This is a genomic window from Acidimicrobiales bacterium, from assembly GCA_036399815.1.
GTDB lineage: Bacteria > Actinomycetota > Acidimicrobiia > Acidimicrobiales > DASWMK01 > DASWMK01.
In genome coordinates this window covers 1-14,589 of the sequence record DASWMK010000104.1, presented here as the reverse complement: position 1 = coordinate 14,589, position 14,589 = coordinate 1, and the positions used below count along the sequence as shown (strand labels likewise).

Below are 14,589 nucleotides of genomic sequence, written 5' to 3'. Positions count from 1 at the left end.
GGTCCGCTGACGCGAGCGATCCCGGCCCGCCGCCCCGCCCAGAGCTCCGGGGGACCGCTGACGCGAGCGATACCGGCCCGCCGCCCCGCCCAGAGCTCCGGGGGACCGCCGCCGCCGCCGGGCCCCCGGCCGGCGATCCCGGCCCGTCGCGGCCGGAGCTCCTGGGGACCGCCTCTGCGTCCGGGCCCACGCCGGGCGATGCCGGCGCGTCGCCGCCGTACCCGCCCCCTGCCGCGCCCGACGGGCACGCCCGCGCCCGGTCGCGACCAGCCCGGCCGGCTCGGCGGGCGGCGCCGGCGCCCCGGTTGCCGGCCGACCCGGCGCCGCCGACCGACCTGCTCGACCCGTACGCGGCCCGGCCGCCCGCCCCGCTGGCGTGGCGTGACCGGCTGGCGGCGATCGGGGACCTCACGCCCGGCCGGGTGGCGGCCGCGGCGGCCGTCGGCGTCCTGGTGCTGGCCGTCGCCGCCGTGCTCCTGCTCCGCCGACCGGCGCCGCCGCCCGAGCTGTCGCTGCCGATGGCGTCGTCGACGACCGCGGCGCCCACGACGGAACCCGCGCCGACCGAGGTGGTCGCCCACGCCGCCGGCGCCGTGGCCCATCCCGGCATCTACCGGCTGGCGCCCGGCGCCCGCGTCGCCGACCTCGTCGACGCGGCCGGGGGGCTCACCGACGGCGCCGACGGCGACCGGGTCAACCTCGCCGCCCCGCTCACCGACGGCGCGCAGGTCTACGTGCCCGAGGAGGGGGAGCCGGCACCGGTGGTCGCCCCGCCACCGGGCCCGGGCGGCCCGTCTAGCACCGACCCGGCGGCGCAGCCCGTGGACCTGAACGAGGCGACGGCCGCCGACCTCGACACCCTCCCCGGCGTCGGCCCGGCGACCGCGCAGGCGATCCTCGACTGGCGGGCGGCGAACGGCGCGTTCACGTCGGTCGACCAGCTCCTCGACGTCCGCGGCATCGGCGAGGCCAAGCTCGCCGAGCTGCGGTCGCTCGTCACCGTGTGACGGTCAGACGGCCATCCAGAACGTGATGATCCCGAAGCCCCCGAGGATGCCGAGCCAGACGCCGGTCGCCATGATCCCGAACTCGAACCAGAAGTCCCGCCAGGTGGCGTCGACGTCGGTCGTCACCCGGCCCGCCGCCCACCGCCCGAGCACCAGCCACAGCAGCGCGCTGGTGGCCAGGGCGCCGCCGACGTTGACCGGTCCGAGCAGCCACGGCAGGCCGGTGAGCAGCGCCGTCGGCACGGCCAGCAGCACGAGGCCGTAGGAGAGCAGCGACGGCTTGACGCACCCGATGCTCGTGCACGACCAGCCGACCCGGACGGCCAGCGCCACCGTGCCGAGCACGAGGGCCGGCACGCAGGCGAGCAGGGGGCCGAGGATGCGGATGCGGCCCGGCTTGGCGACGCGGCGGACCCGTCGCCGTCGGCCTGCGGCGACGGCGGGAGCGTCGCGGCGAGGCTGCGCCGACGGGCGGCGCTCGTCGACGCGCGCACGGCTGGTGCCCAGCGCCCCGCGCCCGGGTGCCCGGGCCCTGGGACCGGACGTCCTGGGCGCGGCCATTGGCCGATGGTAGCGACGGCCCCTCGCCGGATCGGTGCATGCACCGCCCCGGGGCGTTCCTGTCACACCCCCTCCGTACGGTGACGACCGTCGGGTTCCGCCCGCCGGCGCCCGGCACTTCCCCCTCTCGCTGTCGCCCCGCGCCTGGAGGTGGGACGTGCCGTCCCCGTTCCCGTCGTCCCGTCGTTCGCCGCCCCACGCTCGGGCGGGTGCTCGCCCTCGTCCCGGCGCACCCTGCCGCACCGGCCGCGCCGCGGGGCACCGGTCGTGAGCGATCGCTGGGCCGCCGTCCTCGGCGTCGCCGTCGCGCTCGGCGCCTGGCGGGCGGTCCCGGTGCCGCTCCCCGTCGCGCTCGGCCTCGTCGCCCTCGCGTTCGCGGTGCGCCGCCCGCCGCTCCTCTGCGCCGGCGCCGCGCTGCTCGCGTCGGCGCTCGGCGCCCGGGCGCTCGACGGCCTCGACCCGCCGCCGCCCGGTCGCTTCACCGGCACGGTCACCCTCGTCGGCGACCCGGAGCCCGTCGGGTCGGCCGTCCGTGCCGACGTCCGCCTGCCGGACGGCCGGCGGGTCGACGCGTGGGCACGCGGCCGGCCGGCGTGGCAGCTGGAGGACCGGCTGGCCGGGGAGCGCCTGGAGGTGACCGGCACGGTCGGTCCACCCGCGCCCGACCAGCGCGACCGCCTCGCCCTCCGCCACGTGGCCGGGCGCCTGGTCGTGTCGGGCGTGGACGACTGGCATCCCGGCGCGCCGTGGTCGACGGCCGCCAACGCCGTTCGTCGCACGCTGCTGTCCGGCGCCCGCTCGCTCCCACCGGACCGCCGCTCGCTGTTCGCCGGGTTCGTGCTCGGCGACGACCGCGACCAGCCGCCGGAGGTCGTGGACGACTTCCGCGCCGCCGGGCTCACCCACCTCCTGGCCGTGTCGGGGCAGAACGTCGCGTTCGTGCTGGCGCTCCTGCGGCCGCTGCTCTCCCGGCTCGGGCTCCGGGCCCGGCTGGCGTCGACGCTCGGCGCGATCGCGTTCTTCGCGCTCGTCACCCGGTGGGAGCCGTCCGTGCTGCGCGCCTCCGGGATGGCGGCGGTCGCGGTCACGGCGACGGCCCTCGGCCGGGAGGCGAGCACGTGCCGGCGCCTGGCGCTGGCCGTCTCGGCCGTCCTGCTCGTCGACCCCCTCCTCGTCCGGTCGCTCGCGCTGTGGCTGTCGGTCGGTGCGTCGGCCGGCATCGTGCTCCTGGCCCCCCGCATCGAGGCCCGCCTGCCCGGTCCGAGATGGCTGGCCGCCCCGCTGGCGATCACCCTGGCCGCCCAGGTCGGTGTGGCGCCCGTCGCCGTGCCGCTGTTCGGGGGCGTCCCGCTCGCCGCCGTGCCCGCCAACCTCCTCGCCGAGCCGGCGGCCGGCCCGGTGATGGTGTGGGGGCTCGCCGCCGGCCTGCCCGCCGGGGTGGTGGGCGGCGCCGTGGCGACCGCCCTCCACGTGCCCACCACGGTCCTCGTCGAGTGGGTGGCGTGGGTGGCCAGGTCGGCGGCCCGCCTCCCGCTCGGGCAGGTCAGGCTGCACCACCTCCTCCTCGCCGCCGGCGGCGTGGGGGCGAGCGTGGCGCTGCGCCGGGTCGCCCGCCCCGGCCCGGCGACCGCGGCCGGCGCGCTCGCCGCCGTCGCCGTCCTGGCGCCGGCCTGGCCGGCCGGTCCGCCGCCCGCGGTCGTCGCCCTGGACGGCGGCGCCGTCGCGTGGCGGGCCGGCGGCGCGACGGTCGTGCGGATCGGTGCCGACCCGTGGCCGGCCACCGTGCTCGCCGGCCTCCGCGACGGTCGCGTCGGCCCGATCGACGTCCTCGTGACGGACACGGGCGGGGCGGCGGCGGCCGCGACCGTCGTCGCCGTGACCGCCCGCCACGACGTCGGGCTGCTCCTTGCCCCGTCGGGCCACCGGGTGCCGGGCGGGACGGTGCCGGTTCCCGGCGACCACCTCGTCGTCGGCGGGCTCGCCGTCGACGTGCGGGCGACGGCGCCGAGCCTCGACGTCGGCGTGGTCGCCGTCGCCGCGGACGGCCCGGTGAGGGGTCACGAAGGGGGGCCGTTGGCCTGGCTGGGGCGGCCGAGGGCCGGTGTAGCGTCCGCCCGTGCAGCTCCGGCTCGGCCCGCGGGCCTACGACCTCGCCACCCGCGCGCTCGTGATGGGGATCCTGAACCGGACGCCGGACTCGTTCTCCGACGCCGGCGCCTACTGGGACTTCGACGCCTTCCTGCGCCGGGCCGACGAGCTGGTGGCGCAGGGCGCGGACCTCCTCGACGTCGGCGGGGTCAAGGCCGGCCCGGGCCCCGAGGTGACCGAGCAGGAGGAGCTCGAGCGGGTCGTGCCCGCCATCGAGGCCCTCGCGGCCCGCTTCGACGTGCCGCTGTCGGTGGACACGTGGCGGGCGTCGGTGGCCAAGGCCGCGTTCGCAGCCGGCGCCGTCGTCGGCAACGACATCAGCGGCTTCGTCGACCCCGAGTACCTCCCGGTGTGCGCCGCCGCCGGTGCGACGGTCGTCGCCACCCACATCCGGCTCGCGCCGCGCGTCCCTGACCCGAACCCGGTCTACGACGACGTCGTCGAGGCGGTCGACGCGTTCCTCGCCGACCGGGCGGCCCGGGCCGAGGCGGCCGGCGTCGACCGCGACCGGATCGTCCTCGACGCCGGGCTGGACCTCGGCAAGACGGAGGCCCAGTCGCTGCTCCTGCTGCGCCGGTCGGACCGGCTCGTCGCCCTCGGGTACCCGGTCCTGCTCTCGGCGTCCAAGAAGCGCTTCCTCGGCCACCTCCTCGACGTCCCGGTCGGCGAGCGGCAGGCGGCGACGATGGCCGCGCACGCGCTCGGCGTTGCGCTCGGGTGCCGGATCCTGCGCGCCCACGACGTCCGCAGCGCGAAGCGGGTCGCCGACGTGATCGCCGCGGTGCTCGAGGTCGCGCCGTGAGCCGATGGCGTCGGCGGGCGGCACCCCGCCGTCGCACGCCGTCGCCTGCCCGCCGATGACGGCCGACGCGCCGCCGGTCTCGCTCGTCCGCGGCGACGACGCGGTGCTCGTCGGGGCCGGGCTCCAGCGGGTCGTCGACCGGCTGGTGGGCGACGCCGACCGGAGCCTGGTCGTCGAAGAGCTGGCCGGCGAGGACTACGAGCTGGCGGCGGTCGTCAACGCGGCGCGCACCCCGCCGTTCCTGACCGACCGGCGGGTGGTCGTCGCCCGCGACGTGCACCGCTTCAGCGCCGAGCAGCTGGCGCCGGTCGTCGAGTACCTGGCCGACCCGCTGCCGACGACCGCGCTCGTGCTCGTGTGGTCGTCGGGCCGGGTGCCGAAGGCGTTGCTCGACGCCGTGAAGGCGGCCGGCGGCGCCAACGTCGACACCGGCGCGCCGACCGGCAAGGCGCGCCAGGGTTGGCTTGAGGAGCGGTTCGAGCGGAGCGGGGTCCGCCTCGACTCGGCGGCGCGCCGGCTCGTCGTCGAGCGGTTGGGAGAGGACGTCGGCCGCCTCGACAACCTGCTGCGGACGCTCGCCTCCATCCACGGGGGCTCGGTGCGGGTCGGCCCGGCCGAGGTCGAGCCGTACCTCGGCGAGGCCGGCGGCGTCCCGCCGTGGGAGCTGACCGACGCCATCGACAAGGGCGACGCGCCGGCCGCGCTCGACCGCCTGCGCCGGATGATGGTCGGCGGCGAACGGCACCCGCTCCAGATCCTCGCCACCCTCCACGGGCACTACCGGCGCCTGCTGCTGCTCGACGGGGTCGAGGTGCGGGACGAGCGGGCCGCCGCCGAGGTGCTCGGCCTGCGGGGGTCGACGTTTCCGGCCCGCAAGGCGCTCTCCCAGGTGCGCCGCCTCGGGCACGAGGGCGTCGTCCAGGCCTACCGGCTGCTGGCGAGGGCGGACCTCGACGTCCGGGGGGCGACCGACGTGCCCGACGACGTCGTCCTCGAGGTGCTGGTCGCCCGGCTCAGCCGGCTCGCCGCCCGGCGGGTCTGACCCGGCTGCCGCAGCCGGGGCCCGTCAGCGGGTGGGTGCCAGTCGGATGTCGGCGCACGCCTCGCACACCGACGCCGGGATCACCCCGACCCGCATGAGCAGCGCGAACAGCTGGCAGCCGATGCAGTACGCGAGGGCGGACTCGAGCGTCGCCGCCACCGCGATGCCGGCGACCAGGACGGCGGCCGCCGTGGTCGACCCGGCCGCGTGCAGCAGGAGGGCGGCCGTCGAGAGCGTCGCACCGATACCCTGCGCGAACCGCTTGGGCGGGCCGGGCACGAGCCGGGGCGGTGTGACGAGGCGGGGGGCGACGACGCGGGTGGCGAGCAGCGCGAGCGGGCTGAAGCGGGGACCGGCCGCCACCCGGGCGAGGAAGCCGTACGAGAGCGGCACCAGCAGCCACCCCTGCCGGGTGGCGAGGAAGGCCGCGCACTGGACGACCACCCCGGCGGCCACCACCCGGGCGGCCAGCTCGTTGACGGGGTTGGGGAACCGAAGCACTGACCGGGCGCTCACGCCCGCCAGCCTACGCCGAAACCTGACTCAGTTGGTCACGAATCGCGCCTCGGGACGCGCCACGCGGCGCGTGCCGGACGAGCGAGCGGGGGAGCGGCCGGGCCGAGGGTCAGGACCCGCCGGCCGCGGCCTGCGCGGCGGCGATGCGCTTCATGAGGCGGCTCTTGCGGCGGGCGGCCGCGTTCTTGTGGATCACGCCCTTCGCGGCGGCCTTGTCGATGCGCTTCACGGCGAGGCGGGTGGCCTCGGCGGCGTCGTCCGCGCCGGTCTCGACGGCGGTGACGGCCCGCTTGACCCGCGTCTTCACCTCGGAGCGCACGGCCTTGTTGCGGAGACGGCGCTTCTCGTTCTGACGGTTGCGCTTGATCTGGCTGCGGATGTTCGCCACGGGTCCTGAACCTGCCGGAGGTCGACTTGGGGACCCGCCACCATAGCAGCGGCGCCCCCCGACCGTCACCCAGCCGGGGCCGGCGCCGCCGTGCAGTCACCATCGTGTGCGCCACAGCGGTTATGGTGGCCGCCGATGCCGGAGCACGAGGACCCCAGCGCCGGGGAGGTCGAGGTCCACCCGCTCACCCCCGAGCGCTGGGCCGACCTCGAGGAGCTGTTCGGCCGGCGGGGCGCGGTGGCCGGCTGCTGGTGCATGTTCTGGCGGGCCCCGAGCGCGCAGATCACCGTCGCCAACAGCGAGACGAACCGGGCCGCGCTGCGGGCGCTCGTCGACGAGGGGCGGTCGACGGGGTTGCTCGCCTACCGCAACGGCCAGGTGGCGGGGTGGTGCTCGGTGGCGCCCCGGGCCGACTACGGCCGGCTCCAGCGGTCGAAGAAGCTGGGCCCGGTGGACGACGTGCCGGTGTGGTCGATCCCGTGCTTCTACATCCACCGCTCGCACCGGCGGTCGGGGGTGGCCGCCGCCCTGCTGGACGCGGCCGTCGAGCACGCCCGGGCGAACGGCGCGGTCGCCGTCGAGGGCTACCCGGTCGACCCGGCGGGCGGCCGGGCGCCGACCTCGTCGGCCTACGTCGGCGTCCTCCCGATGTTCGAGGCCGCCGGCTTCCGCGAGATCGCCCGCCGCGACGACCGCCCGATCGTCCGCCGCACGCTCGCCTGACCGCCCGGCGGCGGAGTCCGCGCGCTCAGCTGACGCGACCGGCTGAGCCGCCCGTTCGTCCGTCGGACGGTCCGCTGACCATCCCGCAACCCGGCGGCCCGGCGGCCCGGCGCCCCCGGGGCGCCTCCGGCCACGCCGGCACGACGCACACGCCGTCGCCCCACCTCCCCGCCGGCTCGCTTCGCTCCCCGCCCGGTTGCCGCGCCGGCCACCGTCGCCCGGCGCCGCGCTCCCGGCGCCGCGCTCCCCTCCGGTCGCCGCGCCGGCCGCCCGGCGCCGCGCCGGCGCGCCACCCGGGCCAGGCCCTCCGGCGGGGCCGGGACGGTCGGCCGCTACGCTCGCCTGCGGCCCGCGTTCGGGCCGGTCCCCGCCCGCCGCCCTCCGGAAGCACCGTGCCCGACCTCGACATCCGCCGCCTGCGCTGCCTCTCGGTCATCGCCCACGTCGACCACGGCAAGACGACGCTGACCGACCGCATGCTCGAGCTCTGCGGCGCGGTCGACCCCAGGGACATGCGGGCCCAGTACCTCGACTCGATGGAGCTCGAGCGGGAGCGGGGCATCACGATCAAGCTCCAGAGCGTCCGCCTCGACTGGCGCGACCACGTGCTCAACCTCATCGACACGCCCGGCCACGTCGACTTCGGCTACGAGGTGAGCCGCTCGCTCGCCGCCTGCGAGGGCGTCATCCTGCTCGTCGACGCCGCGCAGGGGATCGAGGCCCAGACCCTCGCCAACTGCTACCTGGCGCTCGAGCACGACCTCGAGATCGTCGCCGCGCTGAACAAGATCGACCTGCCGGCGGCCGAGCCCGACCGCTACGCGGAGGAGATCGAGCGGGTGCTCGGCATCCCCGCGGACAGCATCCTCCGGGTCAGCGGCAAGACCGGGGACGGCGTGCGCGAGCTGCTCGACGCCGTGGTCGACCGCATCCCGGCCCCCGTCGGCGACGCCGACGCGCCGCTCCAGGCGCTGATCTTCGACTCCCACTTCGACCAGTACCGCGGGGTCGTCAGCTCGGTGCGGGTGAAGAACGGCGTCCTCCGCACCGGCGCCCGGCTGCGGTTCATGCAGGCCGGCGCCGTCCACGACGCGGACGAGGTCGGCGTCCGGCTGCCCGTGCCGACCCCCGTGCCCGAGCTCGGGCCTGGCGAGGTCGGCTACCTGATCGCCGGCATCAAGGACGTCGCCGAGGCCCGCTCGGGCGAGACCGTCACCGAGGCCAACCGCCCGGCCAGCGGCCCGCTGGAGGGCTACCGGGACCCGAAGCCGATGGTGTTCTGCGGCCTCTACCCGGTCGAGGGCGACGACTTCGCCGACCTGCGGGAGGCGCTCGAGAAGATGCGCCTCGACGACGCCAGCATCACCTACGAGCCGGAGACGTCGGGCGCGCTCGGCTTCGGGTTCCGCTGCGGGTTCCTCGGCCTGCTGCACATGGAGGTCGTGCGGGAGCGCCTGGAGCGGGAGTTCGACCTGTCGCTGATCGCCACGGCGCCGTCGGTCGCCTACCGGGTGCTGACCACGTCGGACGACGTCGTCGAGGTCGACAACCCGAGCGACATGCCGCCGGTGCCGGAGATCGAGGCCATCGAGGAGCCGTGGCTGAACGTCACGATCCTGCTGCCGTCGGAGTACACGGGCACCGTGATGGACCTGTGCCAGCAGCGCCGGGGGGACATGGCCAAGCTCGAGTACCTGTCGCCCGAGCGGGTCGAGCTCGTGTACCGGATCCCGCTGGCCGAGGTCGTCGTCGACTTCTTCGACCAGCTGAAGAGCCGCACGCAGGGCTACGCCAGCCTCGACTACGAGCCGGCCGGCTACGAGCGCTCGAACCTCGTGAAGGTCGACATCCTGCTGAACGGCGTGCCGGTCGACGCGTTCAGCACGATCGTCCACCGCGACAAGTCGGCGGAGTACGGGCGCCGGATGACCGCCAAGCTGCGCGAGCTGATCCCCCGCCAGCTGTTCGACGTGCCCATCCAGGCCGCCATCGGCGGGCGCATCATCGCCAGGGAGACGGTCAAGGCCAAGCGCAAGGACGTGCTGGCCAAGTGCTACGGCGGCGACATCACCCGCAAGCGCAAGCTCCTCGAGCGCCAGAAGGAGGGGAAGCGGCGGATGAAGAGCATCGGCCGCGTCGAGGTCCCCCAGGAGGCGTTCATCTCCGCCCTCCGCCTGGAGGAGTAGGCCGGACGCGACGGTGGGCGGCCCCCCGTTCAGGGCCGCCCACCGGCGAACGTCGTCCCGAAGGAACGACCCCGGGCTCAGCCCAGGGCCGCGCCGAACAGGTCGCCCTGCTCCGACAGGCCGCCGGACCGGGTCTGGGTGTAGGTGTCGGCGACGACCGGCGGGGTCGGGTCGTTGAAGTGGATCGTCACCGCGCCGGCGTTGTCGGCGCCCTCGATGTTCTCGCCGGGGGCGCCCACGGCGAACTCGCCGAACGCGTCCTCGGGGCCGTTCAGGAAGTAGAACGCGAGCGCGGCGCCGAAGTTGTCACCGGCGTCGGGCACGCCGCCGAGCCCGCTCTGGTCGAAGGTCACCGACCCGACCGGGGTGAGGCCCCGGCTCGACCCGAACAGGATGGACACCACGCCGGCGTCCTCGGCCGCGCCGACGTCCTCGAACGGCGAACCGACGAGCAGGTCGGCGTACGGGGCGAGGCTGAAGATGCCCTCGGTCAGCGTCTCGCCGAAGCGGTCGAAGGACTCGATGTCCTCGCCGACGTCGTTCTGGTTGAAGCCCCTCGACGGCGGGCCGCCGAGGATGCTGTTGAGGCCCGGGTAGACGACGGTGACCTTGCCGGCCTGGTCGACGCTGCCGATGCTCTCACCCGGCACGCCGATGGCGAGGCCGGTGGCGCCGGCGTTCTCGTCGAAGCTGCCGGCCGCGAGCGACCACCCGAAGTTGTCGCCGGTCTCGGACGTCTCCGGCGCGCCGCCGCCCTGGCGGAGCACGTCGCTGGTCGAGCCGAGCGCGGTGGAGTTGCCGTAGACGACGGTGACGTTGCCGCTGTCGACCACGTCGCCGGCGTCCTCGCCGGGCGCGCCGACGGCCAGGTCGTTGAACTCGTCGAGGGTGTTGTAGTTGCCCTTCTGGAGGGAGAAGCCGAAGTGGTCGCCGGCCTCCTTCTCGCCCCGCACCCCGGTCGAGCCCTGGGACAGCACGCGGACGCCGCCCCGGCCCGGCCCGAGGGCGTCGCCGTAGACCACGGTGACGTTGCCGCTGTCGACGACGTCGCCGCCGTCCTCGTCGGGCGCGCCGACGGCGAGGTCGCCGTAGACGTCGTTGCGCCACGAGCCGGCCTCGAGCGCCTGGCCGAAGTGGTCCTCGGCCTCGACGGCGCCGCCGACCGTGCCCTGGTTGACCGGGGTCGCCCGGCCGGTGGTGCCGTTGACGCCGCCGTACACGATCGTCACGTTGCCGGCGTCGACGACGTCGCCGACGTCCTCGAAGGGGGCGCCGACGGCGACGTCGTCGAGGCCGTCGCCGTCGAAGTCGTCGACCACGATCGCGGCACCGAACATGTCGCCGTCCTCCGCCGCGCCGGCGGCGCCGTTCTGGTTGACGGTCTGGGTGCGGGCCGGGAAGCCCTCCTCGCCGCCGTAGAGGATGACGATGGCGCCGGCGTCGACCTTGTCGCCCACGTCCTCGCCGGGCACACCGACGACGACGTCTTCGAAGGCGTCCTCGTCGATGAAGCCGGAGGCGCTGGCGACGCCGGCCGCGTCGGCCCGGGCCGCGCCCGGCGGTGACGCCGAGCTCGCGGACGCGCCGCTGGCGATCACGGCCATTCCGCTCGCCACCAGCGCCGCCGCTGCGGCGCCGATCAGTGCTCGCTTCATGAAGTTGCCTGTCCCTTTCCGTTGATGGTGGGTCTGCCGCTGCGCCGCCCGCGGGTGGAGAGCTCGGTGGACGTCATGGGAAGGGGTCGGGGTGCCGGGCGGCCGGTCGGCCTCCGGGAGCGCGCCGGGCCGGGCGTTGATCGCTCCCAACGATCGGTCGGCCCACATCACCCCCTGCGCTCGGGGCGACATTCAAGCGCGAATTCACTGCCGGTGCGGGCGCCGTCCCGGACGGCGCGGCGCGGTCAGGCCGGCGGGTGGAAGACGGCCCGGCCCTTGCGGGCGTAGAGGCGCTGGTCGGCGAGCGCGTAGAGGGCGTCGACCTGGGCCGCCTCGTCCGGGCAGCTCGCCGTCCCGACGGACAGCTCGACGTGGGGCGCGGCGGGCACGTCGCCGCCGACCCGGAGCCGGTCGAGGACGCTGTCGAGGTGGCCGGCGTCGTAGGCCGGCAGGAGCAGGCCGAACTCGTCGCCGCCGATCCGGCCGGCCACGTCGCCGGCCCGCAGGCTCCGGCGGAGGCGCTCGCCGACCGACCGCAGCACGGCGTCGCCCACGGGGTGGCCGAGCCGGTCGTTGATGTCCTTGAACCGGTTGAGGTCGATGAGCACGAACGTGAACGGCCAGCCGTAGCGGGCGCTGCGGTTGACGGCGAGGCCGAGCTGCTCGTCGAACCCCCGCCGGTTGTAGAGGCCGGTCAGCGCGTCGTGGGTCGACAGGTAGTGGAGGCGGTCGATCCGCCAGGCGACCGTGCAGAGGTGGAAGATCGAGTCGACGACGTCGGCGTGGTCGGGCAGGGCCGGGTCGGTGTACACGCCGGGCCGGCGGTGCAGGGACCGGAGGCGGGCGGGCTCGGCGTCGCCGTGGCGGCGGGCGGCGGCGAAGCACTGCACGCCGAGCTTCTGGTCCTCGACGACGGCGACCGCGGAGGCCAGCTGCCAGTAGGCGACGAGGCGCTCGAGCGCGGCGTTGATGAAGGCCGGCCCCGACCGTCCGGCGGCGAGGTCCTCGACGAGCGCGGCGAGCAGGGGATGGCCCCGGCGCTCCCTCACCCGTTCGGGCACCGAGCTCGTCACGGTGCACCTCGCTCCTGTCTCGTGCCTGCCGATGCTCGCCGGCGGTCCATCGGACCGCCGCCGTCCCCAGGCCGCACCCCCCGCCCGGCGGCGGCCGGAGCATACCGTTCGCGACCGCTCGGACGCTGGCTGCGTCGACCATCCCGAGTTCGCGGAGTTCGCGTCGTTACCATGCGCGGCCCATGGGCTGGTGCCACGAGTTCGGCGTGGTCGTGGCGTCGGGCTGTTCGGCGCCGATGGTGGCGGGAGCGACGTCGTGCGCCTGCCCGGAGTGCGGCACGGAGTGCCACGGTCGGTTCGCCAGCTGCACCGACGTGTGGGCCGCCGGCCCCCGTCCGGTCGCCGTCCGGCGGCCCGAGTCGGCCGCCGCGCCGGCCCAGCCGGCGGCCGCCCTGGTCGCCTCGCTGGTCGGCGGGGAGGGCCCGGCGCCGTCCGCCGCGGCGACGGGGGAGGTGCTCGCCTGGATGGTGGGCGCCGTCGACGACCTCCGCGCCGAGGTGCAGCAGGTGAACGAGGCCGTCGCCGCCCAGCAGGCCACCGTCGACCGCCTGGTCGCCGCCGTGGCCGCCGGCGGCGCGCCCGCAGCGGCGGGCGAGCGGGAGCCGCTCCTCGTCGCCGAGCTGCGGTCGTGGACGACCGGCGCCGCCGAGCGGGACCGGGACCTGGCCAGGGCGCTGGCCGACCTGCCGGCCCGGGTCGCCGCCGAGGTCGCCGGGCGGGACCCGGGGGTGGCGAGGGCGCTGGCCGACCTGCCGGCCCGGGTCGCCGCCGAGGTCGCCGCCCGGGACGGCTCGGCCGCCACGGCCAGGGTCGTGGCCCTCGCCGAGCAGCTGCCCAACCGGCTCGGAGCGGCCATCGCCGCCGCCGTCGAGGGCCGGCAGGAGGCCTACCTCGCCAGGGTCGAGGAGGTGACGGCCGCGCTCGGCTCGGCGCTGGCCGGCGTGCGGGCCGCCTGCGCCGACCTGCGGGTCGAGGTCGACCGGGCCGGGCGGGCCGGGGCCGATGGCGTCGACGGCGTCGTCGACCGCCTCGGCCGGGGCCTCGACCACCTGGCCGACGCCGTCGACCGCTCCGGCACGGGGGCCCCCGGGCCCGTCTGACCCGCCCGGCGGGCCGGGGCCGCCACTTGGCACTCGGTATCATCGAGTGCGAATCGCCGACGACGAACCGGGGACGATGCTGGACGATCGCAAGGCCGCCATCCTCCGCGCGGTGGTCGAGCAGTACATCGAGACGGCCCAGCCGGTCGGCTCCGGCCATGTGGTCAGGGGCGGGAGCCTGAACGTCTCGCCGGCCACCGTCCGCAACGAGATGGCCGCGCTCGAGGCCGAGGGCTACCTGCGCCAGCCCCACACGAGCGCCGGCCGGGTGCCCACCGAGAAGGGCTACCGCTTCTTCGTCGACCACCTGGCGCCGCCCCGGCTGGCCGCCTGGAAGGCCGAGCAGGTCAGCGCCTTCTTCGCCAGGGCGCACGGCGAGATGGAGCAGATGCTGGCCGAGACCAGCCGGCTGCTGTCGACCCTGACCGACTACGCGGCCGTCGTGGTCAGCCCGCCGCACGAGGCGGCGTCCATCCGGTCCGTGCAGCTCGTCGGTCTGAGCGGGCAGCTCGCCCTCGTGGTCGTGGTGCTGTCCAACGGCGCCGTCGAGAAGGCCACCGTGGAGCTCGACGGGTCGGCCGGGCCCGAGCGCCTGGCCGCGGCGACGGCCCACCTGTCCACCCACGTCGTCGGGACGACCCTGGCCAGCGTGCGCACCGTGCCGGCCACCGGCGACGTCGCCACCGACCACCTGGTGGCCGCCGCGCTCGACGCCGTCGCCCCGAACCGCCGTCACGCCGACGGCGACCAGGTCTACGTCGGTGGCGCCTCCCGCGTGGTGGCCGCCTTCGAGGCCGTCGACACCGTCCGCAAGGTCCTGTCGATCCTCGAGGAGCAATACCTGGTGGTCAGCCTGCTCCGCGACGTCGTCGACCGGGGCATGAACGTCGCCATCGGCACCGAGACCGGCCTCGAGCCCCTGGCCGAGTGCTCGCTCGTCGTCGCGCCGTTCGAGGCCGGCGGCGAAGGCGGCACGATCGCCGTCCTCGGGCCGACGAGGATGGACTACCCCCAGGCGCTGGCCGCAGTGGCCGTCGTCAGCCACCGTCTCGGGCACCGGCTGAGCGAGGGCTGACCCCCGTGGCAACCGACTACTACGAGGTGCTCGGCGTCTCGCGGGACGCCACGCCCGACGAGATCAAGCGGGCCTACCGGCGCCTCGCCCGCCAGTACCACCCCGACGCCAACCCCGACGACCCGGACGCCGAGGCCCGGTTCAAGGAGGTGGCGCTCGCCTACGAGACCCTGAGCGACCCCGACCGCCGGGCCCGCTACGACCGGTTCGGGGCCGAGACGCCGGGCGAGCCGATGTTCGGCGCCGGCGGCCTGGGCGACATCTTCGAGGCCTTCTTCGGCGGGGCCAGCCCGTTCGGCGGCGGCGGTGGCGG

Annotated in this window: 13 protein-coding genes and 1 pseudogene; 9 read left to right on the top strand and 5 right to left on the bottom strand. The window is 76.3% G+C overall.

Features of this window, described 5'->3' with window-relative positions; translation table 11 throughout:
- Positions 1-305: 305 nt before the first annotated feature.
- Positions 306-1,007 (top strand): ComEA family DNA-binding protein, encoded by a 702-nt coding sequence (locus VGB14_07595; protein ID HEX9992773.1) that lies wholly within the window; start codon positions 306-308, stop codon positions 1,005-1,007.
- A 3-nt stretch (positions 1,008-1,010) separates the two neighbouring features.
- On the opposite strand, the gene VGB14_07590 is transcribed toward VGB14_07595, so the two are convergent.
- Positions 1,011-1,364, bottom strand: a complete 354-nt coding sequence (locus tag VGB14_07590) for a hypothetical protein (GenBank protein ID HEX9992772.1) — start codon at positions 1,362-1,364, stop codon at positions 1,011-1,013.
- A 354-nt stretch (positions 1,365-1,718) separates the two neighbouring features.
- Here VGB14_07590 and VGB14_07585 point away from each other — a divergent pair.
- The 3 genes and pseudogenes from VGB14_07585 (at position 1,719) to holA (ending at position 5,560) form a co-directional block, all read left to right on the top strand.
- Positions 1,719-3,128 (top strand): annotated as a pseudogene (locus VGB14_07585) (ComEC/Rec2 family competence protein).
- A gap of 610 nt (positions 3,129-3,738) precedes the next feature.
- Positions 3,739-4,518 (top strand): dihydropteroate synthase, encoded by a 780-nt coding sequence (gene folP / locus VGB14_07580; GenBank protein HEX9992771.1) that lies wholly within the window; start codon positions 3,739-3,741, stop codon positions 4,516-4,518.
- Positions 4,519-4,522: 4 nt separating this feature from the next.
- A complete protein-coding gene (gene holA, locus VGB14_07575) occupies positions 4,523-5,560 on the top strand; it encodes a DNA polymerase III subunit delta (protein HEX9992770.1) in 1,038 nt (345 codons plus the stop codon).
- 24 nt (positions 5,561-5,584) lie between these two features.
- Here holA and VGB14_07570 read toward each other — a convergent pair whose 3' ends face one another.
- Both VGB14_07570 and rpsT read right to left on the bottom strand, forming a co-directional pair.
- Entirely contained in the window at positions 5,585-6,076 is a 492-nt protein-coding gene (locus VGB14_07570) for a DUF4395 domain-containing protein (GenBank protein HEX9992769.1), read from the bottom strand.
- Between the two features lie 109 nt (positions 6,077-6,185).
- The gene (rpsT, locus tag VGB14_07565; GenBank protein HEX9992768.1) at positions 6,186-6,464 is read right to left on the bottom strand and encodes a 30S ribosomal protein S20; all 279 of its coding nucleotides are present in this window, start codon (positions 6,462-6,464) and stop codon (positions 6,186-6,188) included.
- A gap of 135 nt (positions 6,465-6,599) precedes the next feature.
- Here rpsT and VGB14_07560 point away from each other — a divergent pair, with 135 nt between their 5' ends.
- Both VGB14_07560 and lepA read left to right on the top strand, forming a co-directional pair.
- The gene (locus VGB14_07560; protein HEX9992767.1) at positions 6,600-7,187 is read left to right on the top strand and encodes a GNAT family N-acetyltransferase; all 588 of its coding nucleotides are present in this window, start codon (positions 6,600-6,602) and stop codon (positions 7,185-7,187) included.
- 392 nt (positions 7,188-7,579) lie between these two features.
- Positions 7,580-9,373 (top strand): translation elongation factor 4, encoded by a 1,794-nt coding sequence (gene lepA, locus VGB14_07555; GenBank protein ID HEX9992766.1) that lies wholly within the window; start codon positions 7,580-7,582, stop codon positions 9,371-9,373.
- A 77-nt stretch (positions 9,374-9,450) separates the two neighbouring features.
- On the opposite strand, the gene VGB14_07550 is transcribed toward lepA, so the two are convergent.
- Both VGB14_07550 and VGB14_07545 read right to left on the bottom strand, forming a co-directional pair.
- Entirely contained in the window at positions 9,451-11,028 is a 1,578-nt protein-coding gene (locus VGB14_07550; GenBank protein ID HEX9992765.1) for a hypothetical protein, read from the bottom strand.
- Between the two features lie 245 nt (positions 11,029-11,273).
- The gene (locus VGB14_07545) at positions 11,274-12,089 is read right to left on the bottom strand and encodes a GGDEF domain-containing protein (protein HEX9992764.1); all 816 of its coding nucleotides are present in this window, start codon (positions 12,087-12,089) and stop codon (positions 11,274-11,276) included.
- A gap of 194 nt (positions 12,090-12,283) precedes the next feature.
- Here VGB14_07545 and VGB14_07540 point away from each other — a divergent pair, with 194 nt between their 5' ends.
- The 3 genes from VGB14_07540 to VGB14_07530 form a co-directional block, all read left to right on the top strand.
- Entirely contained in the window at positions 12,284-13,201 is a 918-nt protein-coding gene (locus tag VGB14_07540) for a hypothetical protein (protein ID HEX9992763.1), read from the top strand.
- A 46-nt stretch (positions 13,202-13,247) separates the two neighbouring features.
- A complete protein-coding gene (hrcA, locus tag VGB14_07535) occupies positions 13,248-14,276 on the top strand; it encodes a heat-inducible transcriptional repressor HrcA (protein ID HEX9992762.1) in 1,029 nt (342 codons plus the stop codon).
- A 5-nt stretch (positions 14,277-14,281) separates the two neighbouring features.
- Positions 14,282-14,589: DnaJ domain-containing protein (locus VGB14_07530; protein ID HEX9992761.1), on the top strand; the 308-nt coding region annotated here is incomplete at its 3' end.